At 70.9% G+C, this 21089-nt stretch carries 18 protein-coding genes and 2 tRNA genes; 13 read left to right on the top strand and 7 right to left on the bottom strand.

Annotated features, from left to right (window positions below):
- Positions 1-18: 18 nt before the first annotated feature.
- From rsmG to rpmH, 6 genes are all read right to left on the bottom strand, one after another.
- Complete coding sequence (rsmG, locus tag CG736_RS31865; RefSeq protein WP_100589612.1) at positions 19-798, bottom strand: 16S rRNA (guanine(527)-N(7))-methyltransferase RsmG; 780 nt, start codon at positions 796-798, stop codon at positions 19-21.
- 140 nt (positions 799-938) lie between these two features.
- Complete coding sequence (locus tag CG736_RS31860) at positions 939-1460, bottom strand: R3H domain-containing nucleic acid-binding protein (protein ID WP_043915354.1); 522 nt, start codon at positions 1458-1460, stop codon at positions 939-941.
- Positions 1461-1516: 56 nt separating this feature from the next.
- On the bottom strand, positions 1517-2662 hold the full coding sequence (gene yidC / locus CG736_RS31855; protein ID WP_100589611.1) for a membrane protein insertase YidC: 1146 nt from the start codon (positions 2660-2662) through the stop codon (positions 1517-1519).
- Positions 2659-2979: a membrane protein insertion efficiency factor YidD gene (gene yidD / locus CG736_RS31850; protein WP_043915357.1), complete on the bottom strand. Its 321-nt coding sequence runs from the start codon at positions 2977-2979 to the stop codon at positions 2659-2661. The genes yidC and yidD overlap by 4 nt, the downstream gene beginning before the upstream one ends.
- On the bottom strand, positions 2976-3404 hold the full coding sequence (gene rnpA, locus CG736_RS31845; RefSeq protein ID WP_100589610.1) for a ribonuclease P protein component: 429 nt from the start codon (positions 3402-3404) through the stop codon (positions 2976-2978). Before rnpA ends, yidD begins: the two co-directional genes overlap by 4 nt.
- Positions 3405-3423: 19 nt before the next feature.
- The gene (gene rpmH, locus CG736_RS31840) at positions 3424-3561 is read right to left on the bottom strand and encodes a 50S ribosomal protein L34 (protein WP_043915359.1); all 138 of its coding nucleotides are present in this window, start codon (positions 3559-3561) and stop codon (positions 3424-3426) included.
- Between the two features lie 427 nt (positions 3562-3988).
- Here rpmH and dnaA point away from each other — a divergent pair, with 427 nt between their 5' ends.
- The 13 genes from dnaA to CG736_RS31780 all read left to right on the top strand — a co-directional run bounded on the left by dnaA (position 3989) and on the right by CG736_RS31780 (position 20084).
- Positions 3989-5812 carry a chromosomal replication initiator protein DnaA gene (gene dnaA, locus CG736_RS31835; RefSeq protein ID WP_100589609.1) on the top strand — a complete coding sequence of 608 codons (1824 nt, stop codon included), beginning with the start codon at positions 3989-3991 and terminating at the stop codon, positions 5810-5812.
- A gap of 986 nt (positions 5813-6798) precedes the next feature.
- Positions 6799-7929 (top strand): DNA polymerase III subunit beta, encoded by a 1131-nt coding sequence (dnaN, locus tag CG736_RS31830; protein ID WP_043915360.1) that lies wholly within the window; start codon positions 6799-6801, stop codon positions 7927-7929.
- A gap of 143 nt (positions 7930-8072) precedes the next feature.
- Positions 8073-8948, top strand: a complete 876-nt coding sequence (gene gnd, locus CG736_RS31825; RefSeq protein ID WP_100589608.1) for a phosphogluconate dehydrogenase (NAD(+)-dependent, decarboxylating) — start codon at positions 8073-8075, stop codon at positions 8946-8948.
- 36 nt (positions 8949-8984) lie between these two features.
- Positions 8985-10121, top strand: coding sequence for a DNA replication/repair protein RecF (gene recF, locus CG736_RS31820; RefSeq protein ID WP_100589607.1), 1137 nt, complete (start codon positions 8985-8987; stop codon positions 10119-10121).
- 67 nt (positions 10122-10188) lie between these two features.
- Positions 10189-10701 carry a DUF721 domain-containing protein gene (locus tag CG736_RS31815; protein ID WP_100589606.1) on the top strand — a complete coding sequence of 171 codons (513 nt, stop codon included), beginning with the start codon at positions 10189-10191 and terminating at the stop codon, positions 10699-10701.
- Between the two features lie 262 nt (positions 10702-10963).
- Positions 10964-12955 carry a DNA topoisomerase (ATP-hydrolyzing) subunit B gene (gene gyrB, locus CG736_RS31810; RefSeq protein ID WP_232734311.1) on the top strand — a complete coding sequence of 664 codons (1992 nt, stop codon included), beginning with the start codon at positions 10964-10966 and terminating at the stop codon, positions 12953-12955.
- A 38-nt stretch (positions 12956-12993) separates the two neighbouring features.
- Positions 12994-15594, top strand: a complete 2601-nt coding sequence (gene gyrA, locus CG736_RS31805; RefSeq protein ID WP_100589604.1) for a DNA gyrase subunit A — start codon at positions 12994-12996, stop codon at positions 15592-15594.
- A 260-nt stretch (positions 15595-15854) separates the two neighbouring features.
- Positions 15855-16463 (top strand): DUF3566 domain-containing protein, encoded by a 609-nt coding sequence (locus tag CG736_RS31800; protein WP_100589603.1) that lies wholly within the window; start codon positions 15855-15857, stop codon positions 16461-16463.
- A gap of 223 nt (positions 16464-16686) precedes the next feature.
- Positions 16687-18060 (top strand): cyclopropane-fatty-acyl-phospholipid synthase family protein, encoded by a 1374-nt coding sequence (locus CG736_RS31795; RefSeq protein WP_100589602.1) that lies wholly within the window; start codon positions 16687-16689, stop codon positions 18058-18060.
- A 16-nt stretch (positions 18061-18076) separates the two neighbouring features.
- A tRNA-Ile gene (locus tag CG736_RS31790) sits at positions 18077-18150 on the top strand.
- Positions 18151-18443: 293 nt separating this feature from the next.
- A complete protein-coding gene (locus tag CG736_RS39065; RefSeq protein WP_369880786.1) occupies positions 18444-19499 on the top strand; it encodes a hypothetical protein in 1056 nt (351 codons plus the stop codon).
- A 275-nt stretch (positions 19500-19774) separates the two neighbouring features.
- A complete protein-coding gene (locus CG736_RS38185; RefSeq protein WP_014137031.1) occupies positions 19775-19903 on the top strand; it encodes a DLW-39 family protein in 129 nt (42 codons plus the stop codon).
- 108 nt (positions 19904-20011) lie between these two features.
- A tRNA-Ala gene (locus CG736_RS31780) sits at positions 20012-20084 on the top strand.
- A 75-nt stretch (positions 20085-20159) separates the two neighbouring features.
- On the opposite strand, the gene CG736_RS31775 is transcribed toward CG736_RS31780, so the two are convergent.
- Positions 20160-21029 carry a DUF5324 family protein gene (locus CG736_RS31775; RefSeq protein WP_100589601.1) on the bottom strand — a complete coding sequence of 290 codons (870 nt, stop codon included), beginning with the start codon at positions 21027-21029 and terminating at the stop codon, positions 20160-20162.
- Positions 21030-21089: the final 60 nt, after the last annotated feature.

The raw sequence follows: 21089 nt of genomic DNA, 5'->3' as shown, positions 1-21089 counted from the left end.
CCCGGCACCGCCGCGAACTCAGCGCCGCCCGCGGCCGGCGCCACCGCGCCGGCCAGCGCCCTCGGCGCCCTTGCCGCCGCGACCGGCCCGGGCCGCCTTGGCCCGCCGGGTGGCCGCCTTGACGCCACCGGGGCTCTCGCCGGCCTCCACCCGGACCACCCGGGTCTGGGTCTCCAGCACGCCCTCACCGACGCCGATCACCGACCACTTCACCGCACCCAGCCGGGTCAGCGCCGCCCGCGATTCGGTCAGCTCCTGCTCCGCGGTGTCGCCCTTCAGCGCCAGCATCTGCCCGTAGGGCCGCAGCAGCGGCATGCCCCAACCGGCCAGCCGGTCCAGCGGCGCCACCGCGCGGGCGGTCACCACGTCCACGGCCAGCTTGCCGATCATCTCCTCGGCCCGGCCGCGCAGCACGGTGACGTTGTCCAGCCCGAGCTCGCGGACCACCTCCTCCAGGAAGGTGGTGCGCCGCAGCAGCGGCTCCAGCAGCGTCACCGAGACGTCCGGCCGGGCCAGCGCCACCGGGATGCCGGGCAGCCCGGCGCCCGAGCCGACGTCGCACAGCGAGACCTCGGCGGGCAGCAACTCGGCCAGCACCGCGCAGTTGAGCACGTGCCGGTCCCACAGCCGGGGCACCTCGCGCGGGCCGATCAGGCCGCGCTGCACCCCGGCGGTCGCCAGCAGCTCGGTGTAGCGCACGGCCATCGGCAGCCGATCGCCGAAGACCCGTCCCGCTGCCTCCGGCGCCTCGGCCAGCCCCTCCGGCGACGCCTCGGACGCCGTGCCGTCCCTGTCCATCTCTGCCTCTCCGCTCACCGTCGAATCCACCCACCCGTCCCAGCACTGTTCCACGTGAAACATCAGTCCACCGCAAAGGCAACGACCCCGCCCGCGAGAGGCGGGCGGGGTCGGACGCCGTTCCGACGGCACCACCGGCATCAGGCCGGCAGTACCACCACACAGCGCTGGGGCTCCTCGCCCTCCGATTCGCTGCGCAGCCCCGCGGCGGCCACCGCGTCGTGCACCACCTTGCGCTCGAACGGGGTCATCGGCCGCAGCTTGACCTGCTCGCCGCTGCTCTTGACCCGCTCGGCCGCGTCCGCGCCCAGCTCCGCGAGCTCGGCCCGCTTGCGCGCCCGGAAGCCCGCGACGTCCAGCATCAGTCGGCTGCGCTCACCGGTCTCCCGGTGCACGGCCAGCCGGGTCAGCTCCTGGAGCGCCTCCAGCACCTCGCCGTCCTGGCCCACCAGCCGCTGCAGCGTCCGGTCGTCGCCCTCGCCGACGATGGAGACCAGCGCCCGGTCCCCCTCGACGTCCATGTCGATGTCGCCGTCCAGGTCCGCGATGTCCAGCAGACCCTCCAGGTAGTCGGCGGCGATGTCACCCTCGCGTTCCAGACGCGCGAGGACGCCCTCGCCGGCCGGCGCGGTGTCGACGGCGGAGGTGGTGCCATCCGTCACAGGTGGACTCCTTCAGGAATGAGGCCCTCGGGTGGGGCCGAGAACGAGGGTCGGGACTACTTCTTCTTCGGCCGCTGGCCCTGGCCGCCGCGCCGCGGCGGCTGCTGCTGGCGCTGACCCTGCCGGTCCCCCGGCTTCGCCCCGCCCGCCTTCGGGCCGGACTTCCCGGCCTCGGCCGTCTCGGCGTCCGTCTCGTCCGCCGCCGGGCCCTGCTCCTCCGCGGCGTGCGCCTGGTGGGCCGCCGTGGCCTGCCGCTGGGCCTTGGACTGCTTGCGCGGCTGCTGCCGGCGCACCTGCACGCTCTCCTCGGCCGCCGCCTGGGCCTGGGCCTCGGCGCTGTTCTTGGAGCCGGTCAGCGAGGCCAGCACGCCGACCTTCTTGATCGAGCCGTCCGGGTTGATCCGGCCCTGCTTCTTCAACCGGGCCTGACGCTCGTTCCAGGCGTGGCTGCCCGGCGTCGGGTTGTTCCGGATGACGATCAGCTGCTGGCCCATCGACCAGACGTTGGTGGTGAGCCAGTAGACCAGCACACCGACCGGGAAGTTGATGCCCATCACGGCGAACATGATCGGGAAGACGTACATCAGCATCTTCTGCTGCTGCATGAACGGCGTCTTGACCGTCAGGTCCATGTTCTTGGTCATCAGCTGGCGCTGGGTGATGAACTGCGACAGCGACATCAGCACGATCATGATCGCGACGACGATCTGCACCTGCACGCTGTCCGCGCCGACGAACTTCGCCGACAGCGGGGCGCCGAAGATGTGCGCCTGCTTGGCGCTCTCCAGCAGGCTCTGGTCGATGACGCCGATCGGCTTGTCGTTGGCCACCGAGGCCAGCACGCCGTAGAGGGCGGTGAAGAACGGCGCCTGCACGATGATCGGAAGGCACGAGGAGAACGGGTTGGTACCCGCCTCCTTGTACAGCTTCATCATCTCTTCGGACTGGCGCTGCTTGTCGTTCTTGTAGCGCTCCTGGATGGCCTTCATCTTCGGCTGGATCGCCTGCATGGCCCGGGTCGCCTTGATCTGCTTCACGAAGAGCGGGATCAGGCAGATCCGGATGACGACCACCATCATCACGATGGACAGGCCCCAGGCCCAGCCACCGTCCGGGTCGAAGACGTGGCTGAACAGCGAGTGGAACTGGACGATGATCCAGGACACCGCGTAGTAGAGGGGACTCAGAAAGCCGAAGGTCACCGGTCAGACTCCTTGGACATCGGGCTGGCCACCGGCTCCGGCTCGGCGGTCCCGCTCGTGGGGCTCAGCAGATTGCGCAGCCGGCGATGCCACACCGGATGCTTTCGCGGCGGAACATGGTCGACCCCACCGGGAGACCAGGGGTTGCAGCGCAGGATGCGCCAGACGGTGAGCCCGCCTCCCTTGATCGCCCCATGGACGCGCACCGCCTCGTACCCGTAGCGGGAGCACGAGGGGTAGTAACGGCACACCGGGCCGAGCAGCGGACTGATGGTCCACTGGTAGAGCCTGATCAGGCCCATCAGCAGGTACTTCATCGCCCTGTTCCCGTCGGGGCACTGCCGGCCGGTTCCGACCTGAGCAGGCGGCGCAACGCCGCATCCAGGTCGTGCCCGAGTTCTGCGTACGAGGCTGTCGCCGCAGCAGGCAGCGCCCGTACCACTATCAGGCTACCTGCGGGCAACCGGGACAGACGCTCGCGGACCAGATGACGCAGCCGACGCTTGACCGCATTGCGGACCACGGCAGGCCCCACGGCCTTGCTGACGACGAAACCCGCACGCGCCGAAGGAAGCCCCTCGGCGACGTGCGGGCGGGAGTCGCTGTTCCGGTCGGCGCCCTCGTCGGGTACCGCCTCTCTGTGGAGGTGGACCACCAGCAGGGGTCGACCGGCGCGGCGACCGCGTTTCACCGCGGTCGCGAAGTCCTGGCGCCGCCGCAGCCGATTCTCGGTGGGCAGCACTGCAGACCCTTGGCGCGGATCAGGCGGACAGGGCGCTGCGGCCCTTGGCACGGCGCGACGCCAGGATGGCGCGGCCGGCACGGGTACGCATGCGCAGCCGGAAGCCGTGGGTCTTGGCGCGACGACGGTTGTTCGGCTGGAAGGTGCGCTTGCTCACTCGGGGGCTCCTGGGGTGAATCGTAGGATGACGGGGGGTCGCTTGGCCGTCACCGTGCGTCCGCGCGATCTCCCCTTGCACTGGGAAATCCCGTCCCGGGGCCCAGATCTGCTGGACCGGGACCACCACGGCGCCCGTGCTGCGCGCGTCATGGAAGCGGGCGGACCCGCGGACATGCGGCAGCGGCCATCGACAACTCGACCTGGTTACGGTACGCGGCGGCGGGTCCGAGGGTCAAACCAGGTGGGTGTCGGCCCGTTGCCCACAGCCTGTGGACAACGACTTGAATCAGCTCTGCGCGCTGACTACCGTTGCAGGACTTGTCTCTTTTGTTCTGTGCTCGCGGCCGCCTTCGCGCCGCGCCCACCCAAACCTCTCCCGACCTTGACTGACTGCCCCTGCCCGGGGAACGAGAAAGCGTGTACCAGTGGCTGATGTCAACAGCGATCTCGTCCTGATGTGGTCGAGGGTCGTCGAGCGACTGGTCAGCGACAGCGATGTCGTGGAGAAGGACAAGAACTGGGTCCGACGCACCCAGCCGATGTGGATGATGCACGACACCGCCCTGCTCGCGGCCCCCAACGAGTTCGCCAAGCAGGTGCTGGAGGGCCGGCTGCTGCCGCAGCTGACCGAGGCCATCTCGCACGAGTTCGGCCGCCAGGTGCGGATCGCCGTGATGGTGGACGCCAACGCCGCCCCGCCCGCCGGCCTCGGGCCGGAGGCCGAGCCCGAGCCGGAGGCCGGCGACGCCCCGGAGTGGCCGCACCCCCGCGGCGAGCAGGGCTACCCGGCCGAACCGACGTACCAGCCCGGCCCCGCCCACCAGCCGGGCGCCTGGCCGGGCCGCCCCGCCGAGGACTACCAGCGCCCGGCGTACCCGCCCGGCTACCCGCCGGTCGAGCCCTACGGGGCGCCGCCGCAGGACCCGTACCGGGAGCAGCCCGACGCGAGCGGCGGCAGCTGGGAGCCGCAGGCGCCCGAGCGGCGCCCCGAGCCGGCCCCGCGGCGGACCAGCCGTCCCGGCCCGGACTCGGCGCAGGGCGACCTGTTCGGCGGCGCGCTGGGCTCCCCGGACGAGGACCGGCCGCGGCACGGCGGCTCCCGGCGGGGCGCGCCCCGCCCGGCGGACCGTCCGGCCCCGGTGGAGCGCAGGCCCGCTCCCGGCGTCCCGGCCCCGCCCGGCGCTCCCCCGGCCGGCGGCGCCCGCAAGGACGAGCCGAACGCCCGGCTGAACCCCAAGTACCTGTTCGACACCTTCGTGATCGGCGCCAGCAACCGCTTCGCGCACGCCGCGGCGGTGGCGGTCGCCGAGGCCCCGGCGAAGGCGTACAACCCGCTGTTCATCTACGGCGAGTCCGGGCTCGGCAAGACCCACCTGCTGCACGCCATCGGGCACTACTCGCGCAGCCTGTTCCCGGGCACCCGGGTGCGGTACGTGAGCTCGGAGGAGTTCACCAACGAGTTCATCAACTCGATCCGGGACGGCAAGGCGGACGCGTTCCGCAAGCGCTACCGGGACATCGACATCCTGCTGGTCGACGACATCCAGTTCCTGGCCAGCAAGGAGTCGACGCAGGAGGAGTTCTTCCACACCTTCAACACCCTGCACAACGCCAACAAGCAGATCGTGCTCTCCTCGGACCGGCCGCCCAAGCAGCTGATCACGCTGGAGGACCGGCTGCGCAACCGGTTCGAGTGGGGCCTGATCACCGACGTCACCCCGCCGGAGCTGGAGACCCGGATCGCGATCCTGCGCAAGAAGGCGATCCAGGAGCAACTCAACGCTCCCGCCGACGTGTTGGAGTTCATCGCGTCCCGAATCACCCGCAACATCCGGGAGTTGGAGGGCGCGCTGATCCGGGTCACCGCGTTCGCCAACCTGAACCGGGCGCCGGTGGACCTGGAACTGGCCGGGATCGTCCTGAAGGACCTGATCCCGGGCGGGGACGAGGACGCCGGGCCGGAGATCACCGCACAGGTGATCATGCAGCAGACCGCCGCGTACTTCGGGCTGGGCGTGGAGGACCTCTGCGGGTCCTCGCGCAGCCGGGTGCTGGTGACGGCCCGGCAGATCGCCATGTACCTGTGCCGGGAGCTGACCGACCTGTCGCTGCCGAAGATCGGCGCGCAGTTCGGCGGCCGGGACCACACCACGGTGATGCACGCGGACCGGAAGATCCGCTCGCTGATGGCCGAGCGGCGGTCCATCTACAACCAGGTCACCGAGCTGACCAACCGCATCAAGAGCTAGCCGCAGGGCGGCAGTTGAGGTACCCGAAGGGGAGTCCGGGCAAGGCCGCCGGGCTCCCCTTCGGCGTGCCCGCACTGGGTCGGTCGGGCGAATTCGGGCGGCCGGCGGGTGTGGAGCGGGCCTCGGCGGGGCAGGAATCGTTCGACCGGCCCGGGCGGCCGGGCCGTCGTCCACCCGAACATCTGCGCAGCTATTCGAACGGTTCGGGTGCGTACTTGAGTTTTCCACAGGAACGGGTGGGTTTTCCCCGTCCACAGGCCCCACAGGCCCGAGTTATCCAGAGGTTCCTCCACAGGCGGATCACCGCTACGCTCTTCGGCGCAGGTCAGACCCCTGTGGACTTGTGCACAACAGTTATCCACAGCCTGTGGAGAACTGAGGACCCGTCAGGACGGCTCGGGAGTTGTCCACGGGCTGTCCACAGCGGAAGGGGAGTTATCCCCAGGTTTTCCACAGCTGCGTCCACAGTTCGACAACTTCAACTCCCTTGTCAGGCTTGGGTGTGAAAGGCGTCACGTGATGTTGATCGGAGCCCGTGGATAACTCCGGCGATTTCTGTGGATGAACCTGGGGATAACCTGTGGATACTCAGCGTGCCCTGTGGATTACGCTCCGTTGTCCACAGCAGGCCCTGGTTGTCCACAGCCGCCGTCCACAGGACCTGTGGACAAAAAACCGGGTCTGACCTGCGAAAACGGGGTTATCCACGGTATCCACAGGCCCTACTACTACTGCTACACCTAGAGACCTCGCGACTTGATCAACAGTGGGGGTGGCCCGAATCTGTGGACAACCGCGCCCCGACATCTGTTCGGCTTGCTTCCGCCCATCTGCCCCGACTGTCGGCCGAGTACGTCAGACTGTCTCTCGGCACCTGGAAGCCGAGCGGAGCGAGTCCGGTCGGCGGGGAGCCGGAAGACGATCAACAGCGCCGGTCGGCAGTACGGGCCGCCGGCGCGGCGACAGCAGCCAGGAGGCGGTTACCGGTGAAGTTCCGGGTGGAGCGTGATGTCCTCGCGGAGGCGGTGGCCTGGGCCGCTCGCAGCCTCCCCGCGCGGCCGCCGGTGCCGGTGCTGGCCGGCCTGCTGCTGACGGCGCAGGACGGCACACTGGCGCTGTCCGGGTTCGACTACGAGGTGTCGGCCCGGGTCGAGCTGGAGGCGGACGTCGAGGAGGCAGGCACCGTCCTGGTCTCCGGTCGCCTGCTCAACGACATCTCGCGGAACCTGCCGAACCGCCCGGTGGAGATCTCCACCGACGGCATGCGGGTCACCGTGGTCTGCGGCAGCTCGCGGTTCACCCTGCCGACCCTGCCGGTCGACGAGTACCCGGCGCTGCCGCAGATGCCGACCGCCACCGGCACCGTCCCGGGCGACGTGTTCGCCTCGGCGGTCAGCCAGGCCGCGGTCGCCGCCGGCCGCGACGACACCCTGCCGGTGCTGACCGGCGTCCGGGTCGAGATCAACGGCAGCGGGATCACCCTGGCCGCCACCGACCGGTACCGGTTCGCCGTCCGCGAGCTGCTGTGGAAGCCCGAGCAGGACGACATCAACGCCGTCGCGCTGGTCCCGGCCAAGACCCTGCAGGACATCGCCAAGTCGCTGGGCAGCGGCGACCACGTGTCGATCGCGCTGTCCACCGGCGGCGCCGGCGAGGGCCTGATCGGCTTCGAGGGCGCCGGTCGGCGGACCACCACCCGCCTGCTGGAGGGCGAGTTCCCGAAGTTCCGGTCGATCTTCCCGACCGAGTTCTCGGCGGTCGCCGCGGTGCAGACCCAGCCGTTCCTGGAGGCGCTCAAGCGCGTCTCGCTGGTGGCCGAGCGCAACACCCCGGTCCGGCTGAACTTCGAGCAGGGCGTGCTCACCCTGGAGGCCGGCTCGGGCGACGACGCCCAGGCCTCCGAGCGGGTCGAGGCGGACCTGGAGGGCGACGACATCTCGATCGCGTTCAACCCCGGCTACCTGGAGGAGGGGCTCAAGGCGATCGACGCCGCGTACGCGCAGCTGAGCTTCACCACTCCGACCAAGCCGGCCCTGCTCACCGGCAAGCCCGCGGTGGACGCCGAACCGGACGACGCCTACCAGTACCTGATCATGCCGGTCCGCCTGTCCGGCTGACGAAGCCTCAGGTCACAGGGGCGCGAGGGCCATCGGCCTCCGCGCCCCTGTGGCTGCCCGGAGCGGCCCGATCGGCGGCGTAGGCTCACAGAGCGCGGCAACGGCGCCGCCGTCAGGCACGACACCACAGTGAAGGACTTGTCATGGAGCTCGGCCTCATCGGTCTCGGCAAGATGGGCGGCAACATGCGCGAGCGCATCCGCCGCGCCGGCCACACCGTCATCGGCTACGACCGCAACCCCGACCTCGCCGACGTCGACAGCGTGGAGCAGCTGATCGCCAAGCTCGAGGGCCCCCGCGTGGTGTGGGTGATGGTCCCGGCCGGCGGTCCGACCCAGGAGACCGTCGAGCACCTGGCCGAGCTGCTCTCCCCCGGCGACGTCGTGGTGGACGGCGGCAACTCCCGCTGGACGGACGACATCCAGCACGCCGAGCTGCTGGCCGCCAAGGGCATCGGCTTCGTCGACTGCGGCGTCTCCGGCGGCGTCTGGGGCCTGGAGAACGGCTACGCGCTGATGTACGGCGGCAACGCCGAGCACGTCGCGAAGGTCCAGCCGATCTTCGACGCGCTCAAGCCCGAGGGCGAGTTCGGCTCCGTGCACGCCGGCAAGGTCGGCGCCGGCCACTTCGCCAAGATGGTCCACAACGGCATCGAGTACGCGATGATGCAGGCCTTCGCCGAGGGCTGGGAGCTGCTGGAGGCGGCCCCCGAGGTCACCGACGTGCGCGAGGTGTTCCGCAGCTGGCAGGAGGGCACCGTCATCCGCTCCTGGCTGCTCGACCTGGCGGTCCGGGCGCTGGACGACGACGAGCACCTGGCCAAGCTCAAGGGCTGGGCCGCGGACTCCGGCGAGGGCCGCTGGACCGTCGAGGCCGCGATCGACCACGCGGTGCCGCTGCCGGCGATCACCGCCTCGCTGTTCGCCCGGTTCGCCTCCCGCCAGGAGGACTCGCCGCAGATGAAGATGATCGCCGCGCTGCGCAACCAGTTCGGCGGCCACGCGGTCGAGTCGAAGTAAGCACCCACGGCCAGAAGGCGAGCGCAGTCCACCGTCATGCACGTCGCGCACCTGTCGCTCGCCGACTTCCGTTCCTACGCCCGGGTCGAGGTTCCGCTCGACCCGGGCGTCACCGCGTTCGTGGGGCCCAACGGGCAGGGCAAGACCAACCTGGTCGAGGCGATCGGCTACATCGCCACCCTGGGCAGCCACCGGGTGGCCACCGACGCCCCGCTGGTGCGCCTGGGCGCGGAGCGGGCGGTGGTCCGGGCCAGCGTGGTCGCGCAGGGCGGCCGGACCACCCTGGTGGAGCTGGAGATCACCCCCGGCAAGGCCAACCGGGCCCGGCTGAACCGCTCCGACAACGTCCGCCCGCGCGACGTGCTGGGCGTGCTGCGCACCGTGCTGTTCGCCCCCGAGGACCTCAGCCTGGTCAAGGGCGACCCGGGCGAGCGCCGACGCTTCCTGGACGAGCTGCTGACCGCCCGCGCCCCCCGGCTGGCCGGGGTCCGCTCCGACTACGAGCGGGTGCTCAAGCAGCGCAACGCCCTGCTGAAGACCGCCGCGACGGCCCGCCGGGCCGGCGGCGGCAAGGCCGCCGACCTGGCCACCCTGGAGGTCTGGGACGGCCACCTGGCCCGCACCGGGGCCGAACTGACCGCCTTCCGGATCCAGCTGGTGGCCGCCCTGCAGCCACTGGTCGCCGAGGCCTACCGCCAGCTCGCCCCCGGTGGCGGGGAGACCGTGCTGGAGTACCGCTCCTCCTTCGAGGGCGAGCTGCCGACCAGCCGCGAGCAGGCCGAACAGCAGCTGCTGGACGCCCTCCAGGCGGCCCGTGCGCAGGAGGTCGCGCGCGGCCTCACCCTGGTCGGCCCGCACCGCGACGAACTGCTGCTGCGGCTCGGCCCGCTGCCCGCCAAGGGCTACGCCAGCCACGGCGAGTCCTGGTCGTACGCGCTGGCCCTGCGGCTCGCCTCGTACGAGCTGCTGCGCGCCGAGGGCGGCGAGCCGGTGCTGATCCTGGACGACGTGTTCGCCGAGCTGGACGCCCGCCGCCGGGACCGGCTGGCCGAGCTGGTGGCCGGCGGCGAGCAGGTGCTGGTCACTGCGGCGGTCGCGGAGGACGTCCCGAAGGCGCTCAGCGGCGCCCGGTACGCCGTCTCGGACGGCGCCGTGACCCGGCTGGCGCCGTGAGCCCCGGCGAGCCCGTACCCTGGACCGCTCGTCGGTGCAGTTGTCCACAGCCTGGGGATGGAGCGTGATGTCGGAGGGTTCGGAGCTTTCGGGTGTGGACCTGGCCCGGGTGGCGTTGCGCGCCGCCAAGGAACAGGCCAGGCAGCGCGGCGAGCAGGTCCGCGAGCGCCGGGAGGCCAAGCGCACCGGGCTGCGCAGCGGCGCCCGCGCGGACGGCCGCGACCCGGTGCCGCTTGGCGCCGCGCTGAACCGGCTGATCACCGAGCGGGGCTGGGAGGCGCCGGCCGCGGTGGGCGGGGTGATGGGCCGCTGGTCGCAGATCGTGGGCCCGGACATCGCTGCGCACTGTGAACCCAAGTCGTACGCGGAAACCGAGGCGGTGCTCACGGTGCAGTGCGACTCCACCGCGTGGGCCACTCAACTCCGCCTGCTGGCACGTCAGTTGGTGGCCCGGCTGAATCACGAGCTGGGGCACGGCACGGTCCGGGTGATCAAGGTGCTGGGGCCGGACGCCCCGGTGCGCGGTTACGGGCGGTTGCGAGCGCCCGGCAGCAAGGGCCCCGGGGACACCTGGGGCTAGCGGATCCGGATCTTCCGGAATCGCTGACGGCCCGTCCAGGCGCTCTGAGCCCCCCTGTCGAGTATCGGGACACGTCCCGAGGGGATTCAGGGCGGCACATCTGCCCTCAGAGGCTGCCAAACGCCCCTCTCTGTCGCTCGTACCGGTAGACTGAAGCGCAAACACCGTTGCGTGCAGCAACCGAGTCGAAACGCCGTGGTCGCACACCTGCCCGGGCAAACGGGAAGGGGCGCGGCCCGCGCTGTGCCAGAGAGGGCGCTTCGTGGCCGATTCCGGCAACCCCAGCCAGACCCCAGACCCGTCAGACAACAAGGCGTACGACGCCAGCGCGATCCAGGTGCTGGAAGGCCTCGACGCCGTCCGCAAGCGCCCCGGCATGTACATCGGCTCGACCGGCGAGCGCGGCCTGCACCACCTGGTGTACGAGATCGTCGACAACTCGGTCGACGAGGCCCTGGCCGGCCACGCCGACACCATCGACGTGACGATCCTGGCCGACGGCGGCGTGCAGGTGGTGGACAACGGCCGAGGCATCCCGGTCGGCATCATGCCGGGCCAGGACAAGCCCGCCGTCGAGGTCGTCCTGACCGTGCTGCACGCGGGCGGCAAGTTCGGCGGCGGCGGCTACGCGGTCTCCGGCGGTCTGCACGGCGTCGGCGTCTCCGTCGTGAACGCGCTCTCCACCCGCCTCGCGGTGGACATCCGCACCGACGGCTCGCGCTGGACCCAGGAGTACAAGTCCGGCACCCCGACCGCCCCGCTGGCCAAGCACGAGGACGTCGAGGAGACCGGCACCACCGTCACCTTCTGGGCCGACCCGGACATCTTCGAGACCACCGTCTACTCCTTCGAGACGCTCTCCCGCCGGTTCCAGGAGATGGCCTTCCTCAACAAGGGCCTGACCATCGCCCTGACCGATGAGCGCCCCGAGCACGCCGACGAGGAGGGCAAGCCGCTCTCCGTCACCTACCGGTACGACGGCGGCATCGCGGACTTCGTCGCCCACCTCAACTCCCGCAAGGGCGAGGTCATCCACCCCTCGGTGATCGACTTCGAGGCGGAGGACAAGGACCGGCGGATCTCCGCCGAGATCGCGATGCAGTGGAACTCGTCCTACACCGAGGGCGTGTACTCGTTCGCGAACACCATCCACACCCACGGCGGCGGCACCCACGAGGAGGGCTTCCGCGCCGCGCTGACCGGTCTGATGAACCGCTACGCGCGCGACAAGAAGCTGCTCCGCGAAAAGGACGACAACCTCTCCGGCGAGGACATCCGCGAGGGTCTGACCGCGATCATCTCGGTCAAGCTCGGCGAGCCGCAGTTCGAGGGCCAGACCAAGGACAAGCTCGGCAACACCGAGGCCAAGACCTTCGTGCAGAAGGTGGTCAACGAGCACCTGGCCGACTGGCTGGACCGCAACCCCAACGAGGCCGCGGACATCATCCGCAAGTCCATCCAGGCCGCCAGCGCCCGGGTCGCCGCCCGCAAGGCCCGCGACCTGACCCGCCGCAAGGGCCTGCTGGAGTCCGCCTCGCTGCCCGGCAAGCTCTCGGACTGCCAGTCCAAGGACCCGGCCGAGTGCGAGATCTTCATCGTCGAGGGCGACTCGGCCGGCGGCTCCGCCAAGCAGGGCCGCGACCCGCGCACCCAGGCGATCATCCCGATCCGCGGCAAGATCCTGAACGTCGAGAAGGCCCGGATCGACAAGGTGCTGCAGAACACCGAGGTCCAGGCGCTGATCTCGGCCTTCGGCTGCGGCATCCAGGAGGACTACGACGCCGAGAAGCTCCGCTATCACAAGATCGTGCTGATGGCCGACGCCGACGTCGACGGACAGCACATCCGCACCCTGCTGCTGACCCTGCTGTTCCGCTTCATGCGCCCGCTGGTCGAGTCCGGGTACGTCTACCTGGCGATGCCCCCGCTGTACAAGATCAAGTGGGGCAAGGACGACTTCGAGTACGCCTACTCCGACCGCGAGCGCGACGCGCTGGTCTCGGCCGGCGTCGAGGCGGGCCGCCGGCTCCCCAAGGACGACGCGATCCAGCGCTTCAAGGGCCTCGGCGAGATGAACGCCGAGGAACTGCGCATCACCACCATGGACGCCGCCCACCGCCTGCTGCTCCAGGTCACCCTGGAGGACGCGGCCCGCGCCGACGACCTGTTCTCCGTCCTGATGGGCGAGGACGTCGAGGCCCGGCGCTCCTTCATCCAGCGCAACGCGAAGGACGTCCGCTTCCTGGACGTCTGACGTCCCGTCAAGGATCGTTGAAAGGAAACTGACCCCAAGTGGTCGACGACAACCGTCCCGACGGCGGCGAGCAGCCCGAGGACAGCACCACCCCTGCCCAGAGCGGTAACCGGGTCGAGCTCATCGAGCTCGAGACCGAGATGCAGCGCTCCTACCTCGACTACGCGATGAGCGTCATCGTGTCGCGCGCCCTCCCCGAGGTCCGCGACGGCCTCAAGCCGGTGCACCGACGCGTGCTCTACGCGATGTACGACGGCGGCTACCGGCCCGAGAAGGGCTACTACAAGTGCGCCCGCGTGGTCGGCGACGTGATGGGTAACTACCACCCGCACAGCGACGCCTCCATCTACGACACCCTGGTCCGGCTCGCCCAGACCTGGTCGATGCGGATGCCGCTGGTCGACGGCAACGGCAACTTCGGCTCCCCGGGCAACGACCCGGCCGCGGCGATGCGCTACACCGAGTGCAGGTTGATGCCGCTGGCGATGGAGATGATGCGCGACATCGACGAGGAGACCGTCGACTTCGCCGCCAACTACGACGGCCGCCAGCAGGAGCCCACCGTCCTGCCCGCGCGCATCCCCAACCTGCTGATCAACGGCGCCACCGGCATCGCGGTCGGCATGGCCACCAACATCCCGCCGCACAACCTGCGCGAGGTCGCCTCCGGCGCGCTCTGGGCGCTGGAGCACCCCGAGGCCTCCAACGAAGAGCTGCTGGAAGCCCTGATGGAGCGGATCAAGGGCCCCGACTTCCCCACCGGCGCGCTGATCGTCGGCCGCCGCGGCATCGAGGACGCCTACCGCACCGGCCGCGGCTCCATCACCATGCGCGCGGTGGTCGAGGTCGAGGAGATCCAGGGCCGCCAGTGCCTGGTGATCACCGACCTGCCCTACCAGGTCAACCCGGACAACCTCGCGCTGAAGATCGCCGACCTGGTCAAGGACGGCCGGATCGCCGGCATCGCCGACGTCCGCGACGAGTCCTCCTCGCGCACCGGCCAGCGCCTGGTCATCGTGCTCAAGCGCGACGCGGTCGCCAAGGTCGTGCTGAACAACCTGTACAAGCACACCGACCTGCAGACCAACTTCGGCGCCAACATGCTGGCCCTGGTCGACGGCGTGCCGCGCACCCTCTCGCTGGACGCCTTCATCCGGCACTGGGTCGCCCACCAGATCGAGGTCATCGTCCGCCGGACCACCTTCCGGCTGCGCAAGGCCGAGGAGCGCGCCCACATCCTGCGCGCGCTGCTCAAGGCCCTCGACCAGATCGACGCGGTGATCGCGCTGATCCGCGCCTCGGAGAGCGCCGACGCCGCCCGCACCGGCCTGATGCAGCTCCTGGCGATCGACGAGATCCAGGCCAACGCCATCCTCGAAATGCAGCTGCGCCGGCTGGCCGCCCTGGAGAGCGCCCGCATCCTCAGCGAGCACGACGAGCTCCAGGCCAAGATCAACGAGTACAACGCGATCCTCGCCTCGCCCCCCCGCCAGCGCGAGATCGTCTCCGAGGAGCTCACCGCGATCGTCGAGAAGTACGGCAACGAGCGGCGCTCCACCCTGATCCCCTCCGACGGCGACCTCTCCATCGAGGACCTCATCGCCGAAGAGGACATCGTGGTCACCATCACCCGCGGCGGCTACGTCAAGCGCACCCGCTCCGACCTCTACCGCTCGCAGAAGCGCGGCGGCAAGGGCGTGCGCGGCGCGCAGCTGAAGCAGGACGACATCGTCGACCACTTCTTCGTCACCACCACCCACAACTGGATCCTGTTCTTCACGAACAAGGGCCGGGTCTACCGCGCCAAGGGCTACGAGCTGCCCGACGCCGGGCGCGACGCCCGCGGCCAGCACGTCGCCAACCTGCTGGCCTTCCAGCCGGAGGAGCACATCACCCAGGTGATGGCGGTGCGCACCTACGAGGACAAGCCGTACCTGGTGCTCGCCACCCGCGGCGGCCTGGTCAAGAAGTCCGCGCTCAAGGACTACGACTCCCCGCGCTCCGGCGGCCTGATCGCGATCAACCTCCGCCAGGACGAGGAGGGCCGGGACGACGAGCTGATCGGCGCCGAGCTGGTCTCCGCCGACGACGACCTGCTGCTGATCTCCAAGAAGGCCCAGTCGATCCGCTTCAAGGCCACCGACGAGGCGCTGCGCCCGATGAGCCGGGCCACCTCCGGCGTCAAGGGCATGTCGTTCCGTGAGGACGACGAACTGCTCTCGATGAACGTGGTCCGCCCGGAGACGTACGTCTTCACCGCCACCGACGGCGGCTACGCGAAGCGGACGTCGGTCGACGAGTACCGTGTCCAGGGACGCGGCGGCTTCGGCATCAAGGCGGCGAAGATCGTCGAGGGCCGGGGCTCGCTGGTCGGCGCCCTGGTGGTCGAGGAGACCGACGAGATCATGGCCATCACGCTCTCCGGAGGAGTGATCCGGACCAGGGTTTCCGAGGTTCGTGAAACCGGACGTGACACGATGGGCGTCCAACTGATCAACCTCGGAAAGCGCGACGCGGTGGTGGGCATGGCCCGCAACGCGGAAGCCGACGAGGAGGAGGGCGCGGACCTCGACGCCGAGGCGACCGAGACCGCGACCGCCACCGAGCACGAGGCGGACGGCGCGCCCGACCAGGGCTGACGCACGACCGCGACCGTGGTGCCCGTCCCGCTTCCAGCGGGGCGGGCACCACGGGTTGACCGCAGGCCAACCGGGCCGGCGGAGCACGAGCACAACACGGACCAGGGCGGTTCGATCGGCCTGGCGGACGGTTCGGGAGGACCACGGTGAGCGGAGCCACGGGTGCTGGAGGTGCCACGGGCGGGCTGTCGGGCGGACCGGGCGGGACACCGTACGGTGCACCGCAGCGCCCCGAGAACCCTGCCACGTCCACCTCGGTGATGCCCCCGGTCGGCCAGGGCGGCGCCCAGCCCGGCTACGGCGGGCAGACCCCGCCGGCCCCCAGCGGCCCGCCCGGCTTCTCGCAGCCCACCACCTACGCCAAGGGCCAGCCGACCCCGGCCCGCGGCACCCGCACCGGCGGCCCCGGCCCGCAGGGTGGCGCGCCCGGCGGTCAGGGCGGCGGCCAGGCCCGTCGCCCCGGCGGCCCCGCGCAGGGCCCCGGCGGCGGCACCGGGAAGGTCCGCAAGGCCCGGCTGCGGATCACCAAGGCCGACCCCTGGTCGGTCATGAAGGTCAGCTTCCTGCTCTCGCTGGCCGTCGGCGTCATCGTCATCGTGGCCTCCGCGGTGCTCTGGATGACCCTGGACGGCCTCGGCGTCTTCGACTCGCTGACCAGCACCCTCAAGGACGTCACCGGCACCGACAGCTCCGGCGCGTTCAACCTGATGGACTACATCGGGTTCGGCAAGGTCATGATGTTCACCACCCTGATCGCGGTGGTCGACGTGGTCCTGATGACCGCGCTGTCCACCCTCGCCGCGTTCATCTACAACACCGCGGCCGGCTTCACCGGCGGCATCGAACTCACCCTGGCCGAAGAGGACTGACCCGGCGTCAGCTCGCTGGAATTCCCCGGGCCCCGAAGGCTGTTGAAGCCTTCGGGGCCCGTTGTCGTCCGGCGGCGGCAATCGGGTGACCGGGCGGCGCGCCGGGATCGGCCGCACCGCCCCGCATGGACAAATGGAAGACACGAACGAGCACGGGGCCGACCGGCCGCGACAGCGGTCACCGGGCGGCCAGACGGGTACGGCCGGTCGAGAGGTGTCCGTGATGGCGGAGAACGCACAGCAACTGGTCCGAGCGCTCGAAGGCCTGATCGGCCGTCGGCTCCCCTTGCGAGTACGCACCTGGGACGGCTCCCAGGCCGGCCCGCCGGGCGCCCCCGCCGTCGTGCTCCGCAACCGACGGGCCCTGCGCCGGCTGATCTGGTCCCCCGGCGAACTCGGCCTGGCCCGCGCCTACGTCTCCGGCGACCTCGAGATCGACCCCGGCACCGACCTCTACGAGGTGCTGGACGCCGTCGCGGCCTTCGCCGAGGACCCGGACGTCCGCAGCCTGCAACTCGGCCCGCGTCACCTCGTCGGCGCCCCCGGCCGCCACCTGCTCGCCACCGCCCTTCGCCTGGGCGCGCTCGGCCCGGCGCCCGCACCCCCGCCCGAGGAGGTCCGGCGCCGCCGCGGCAACCTGCACAGCCGCCGCCGCGACCGCGCCGCGATCAGCCACCACTACGACGTCGGCAACGACTTCTACGGCCTCGTCCTCGGCCCCACCCTGGTCTACTCGTGCGCCTACTGGACGCCCGGCGCGAAGAGTCTGGAGGACGCCCAGGAGGCCAAGCTCGACCTGATCTGCCGCAAGCTCGGCCTGCGCCCCGGCATGCGCCTGCTGGACGTCGGCTGCGGCTGGGGCTCCCTGGTCCTGCACGCGGCCCGGCACTACGGCATCCAGGCCGTCGGCGTCTCCATCTCCACCGAACAGGTCGCGCTGGCCCGCAAACGGGTCGCCGAGGCCGGTCTGGCCGACCGGATCGAGATCCGGCTCCAGGACTACCGGGAGATCCCCGACGGGCCCTTCGACGCCATCTCCAGCGTCGGCATGGCCGAACACGTCGGCTCGGACCAGTACCTGGTCTACGCCCGCCACCTGTACGACCTGCTCGCCCCCGGCGGCCGCCTGCTCAACCACCAGATCGCCCGCCGTCCGCTGCACCCCGGCGAGAAGTACCGGCTCTCCCCCTTCATCGACCGCTACGTCTTCCCCGACGGCGAGCTCTCCCCCGTCGGCACCACCGTCACCCGCCTGGAGGAGGCCGGCTTCGAGGTCCGCGACGTCGAGGCGCTCCGCGAGCACTACGGCCGCACCCTCCGCGAATGGGTCGCCAACCTCGAAGCCCACTGGCCCGACGCCGTCTCCCTGGCCGGCCGCGGCCGGGCCCGCGTCTGGCGCCTCTACATGGCCGCCTGCGCCCTCGCCTTCGAGCAGAACCGCATCGGCATCAACCAGGTCCTCGCCGTCCGCGCCACCCCCGCAGGCGCCTCCCACCTCCCCGCCACCCGCGCCCAATGGCTCGCCGAGCCCCCTGAGCAGCACCGTCCGGAGGGGGCCGCGGATACGGATTTGGGAGATCGGCCAACGGTCCGCTAATCTTTGAGTGCGGCAAGGGCCTATAGCTCAGACGGTTAGAGCGCTTCCCTGATAAGGAAGAGGCCACAGGTTCAAGTCCTGTTAGGCCCACCGGCGCGAAGGCCCCGATCACCTGGTGATCGGGGCCTTCGACGTTTTCCCTGCCATCGGCCGTAACCCCCGCCCCCGGTTGCTCGTTGAGACCGGTGCGCAGAGGCAAAACACAGGGTGAGCTGACTCGAAACTGATGTGAAGTCGGGGACAGCCGGGCGACAGACCCGGTCATTGGGTGACGTGGGACACAGCGCGACCTCTGCTCCGGCCGGCGGATGACCGGCCCCGCCCGCCCCGGGCGATTGGGCGGTTCCCACGTCATGTCTTCATTCACCGTGTGAGGCACTCCCATGTTCATGGAAGCCGCGCTGCTCGAATCCAGGACGCTCCGAAGCGGCCTGTGCGAGCGCACCGAAGTCCTCGACGAGGTCAAGGCCCTCGTCCTGCTGCCCGACGGGCTGCACGTCAACACGCGGATGGTCGCCGAGTACTTCGGCGTCGGTGAGCGGACCATCCGGACCTTGGTCCGGCGTCACCGACAGGAGTTGGAGAGCAACGGCTACACCGTCCTCAAGCCTGTGGACAACCCCGCTGGCCAGACCTTCAAAACGGAGGTCTGGCAGGTCAGCGGCCTGGAGGGCGGTCAGCCGGAGGACGCGGTGAGTGTCCTCCCTGCGCACCCTGTGGATAGTTCCGCGAACCAGAGTTTCATGATGAAACTCTGGCAGGTCAGCGCCCCGGAACGCCCCCAAGACCACCCCTCCGGCGGGGGTCACCGCCCCACCCCGCCTGTGGATAACTCCAGGGGCGCCACCCACCGCCCCCAGGGCGGTGGAAACGGCGTCGCGCTGTACTCCCGGCGGGCCGTGCTGAACGTGGCGATGCTGCTGCGGGACAGCGAGGTCGCCCGCCAGGTCCGTAGCCGGCTGCTCGACATGATCGAGGGTGCGGTCCGTCCGGTGGCCGAGCCGTCGGCCCTGTACTCGCTGTCGGCTCGGCCGTGGAAGCGGTGGAGCGAGTTGCGGTGGGACGAGGACGAGGCTGGGCGGCGGGATCCGGCCGTGGCGGCCTGGCGGCGGCGGATCGACGGGCTGGAGCCGTTCGAGGGGCGTCTGCCCGCGCCGTCGCAGGTGGCGGAGGAGGAGCCGGGGTTCGGCTTCCCGGGGGACGACTTGCGGGGTGCGGTCGCCGCGTTGGCCGCCGTGCTGGGGTCGATCGACCGGCGGCTGGAGGCGCAGGGCGTGGTGATCACGGCGATCAGCGAGCGGCTCTCCGGGCAGGAGTCGCGCCTGGACGCCCACGGTGCCCGGTTGGACGCCCACGGCGCCCGGCTCGACTCGCTGAGCGAGGACGTCCGGGCGATCCGGCGGGATGTCGCGCAGTTGCGGAGGCGGCGTCGCGGGTAGGCGGGGCTGCGGGGCGCTGTTCGAAGGGCCCGCCACCGGTTCGGAACCGGTGGCGGGCCCGGGTGCGTCGTCGGTCGGGGAGGGAGCGGGCTCGCAGTCTGATGACCGTACTGGTGGGGAAGCGTCAAAGGCGCTTGCAGATCGGCCGGTTGACGGTGGCGGGGGCCGCTTCTGAACCGGTTACCGGTGTGTATCATCGGCCCCAGGGCGGTCTTCAGCCTGACCGCTGGTTCGTACCCTTACATCCAAGCAAGCAAGAAGGACGAGGTCCCGCGGTGAAGAAGCTTCTCCTGGTCGCCCTGGTCGCCCTCGGCGGCTTCTTTGTCTACCGTCAGGTCCAGGCGGACCGCGCCGAGCAGGACCTGTGGACCGAGGCGACCGACCCGGTTCCGGCCGGCCGCTGAGCCGACCGACGAGTCTTCCTCGGACCGGCCCACGGAGCACGGGCCGGGGCCGGTCCGAAACCCGCATGGGGCGTTGCCCGGGAGCGGGTACGCTAGTGCCCGTTGCTCGGGGCCTTAGCTCAGTTGGTAGAGCGCTGTCTTTGCATGGCAGATGTCAGGGGTTCGACTCCCCTAGGCTCCACCCGAATACGACTTCGCCCGACCGCAGAACCGCGGTCGGGCGAAGTCGTTTCTGTCTGCGGGCGGCCGCCCCCGTTCAGTGCGGCTTGCGCGGGTCGTGCGGCTTGGGCCGCTCGTCGTCGGCGGGCTGGGTGACCGGGGGCGGGGTCGGCTTCGAGGTGGGGTCGGCCTCCGGGTCGTCGTGCGGCACGGAGCCGTTCAGGGTGGCCCCGCCGACCGGCGCGCCGGTGGCGCTGCCGGGCCGGGTCGGGTCGGCCGTCGCGGCCGTCGCGGGCGGGGCGGTTACGGGCTCCGGGGGTTCGGTCAGCCACTCGGGGTTGTTCTGCTTGCGGTACCACTGCCAGGCCGCGACGCCGGCACCGACGGCGATCGCGCCGGCCACCGCGAGGCCGGTCGCCCAGCCGTTGCAGCGCTTCTTCTTGGCGTTCTTGGCGGCCAGGTCGCTGATCTCGGCGGCGCTGACGTTCCCGTGCAGCGCGGTGATCGCGGCGGCGCTGCGGGCCTGGGCCTCCTGGGCGAGCGGGACGACGCTCTCCTTGGCGGCCTGGAAGGTCTCGGCGACCTTGGGGGCGACGTTCGTCCGGGCCTGGCAGGCCGCCTGACCGGCCGACAGCTTGGCGGCGAGCGCGGCCTCCTGGGCCCGGTGGACGGCCTTCAGGGCGGCCTTCTGAGTGTCCGGGGGGAGGCTGAAGAAGGCCTGTTCCAGGTGCGGGGCGAGGTGCTTGACGTACTGCACCCGGGCGGCCTGCGCGGCCTGGCCGGCCCCTTGGCGGGCCTGTGCGCCGGCGGCCGCGGCCTTCGGGCCGAGCGCCTCCAGCCTGGGGCCGAGCACCTGCTTGGCCTCCTCGGCGTAGTGCAGGGCGGCCTCCTTCGCGGAGGTGGCGTAGGGCGCGACGGCGTCCTTCGCCCGTGCGGCGGTCTCGCGCGCGGTGTCCGTACGACTCACGGGCTTCTCCTTCTCGGCGGGTGTCCGGCGTTGTCCGGTATGCACCTTTCCACCTGATAG

The organism is Kitasatospora sp. CB02891, from assembly GCF_002803145.1.
Taxonomy (GTDB): domain Bacteria; phylum Actinomycetota; class Actinomycetes; order Streptomycetales; family Streptomycetaceae; genus Kitasatospora; species Kitasatospora griseola.
This window is presented reverse-complemented; position numbering and strand designations above follow the sequence as displayed.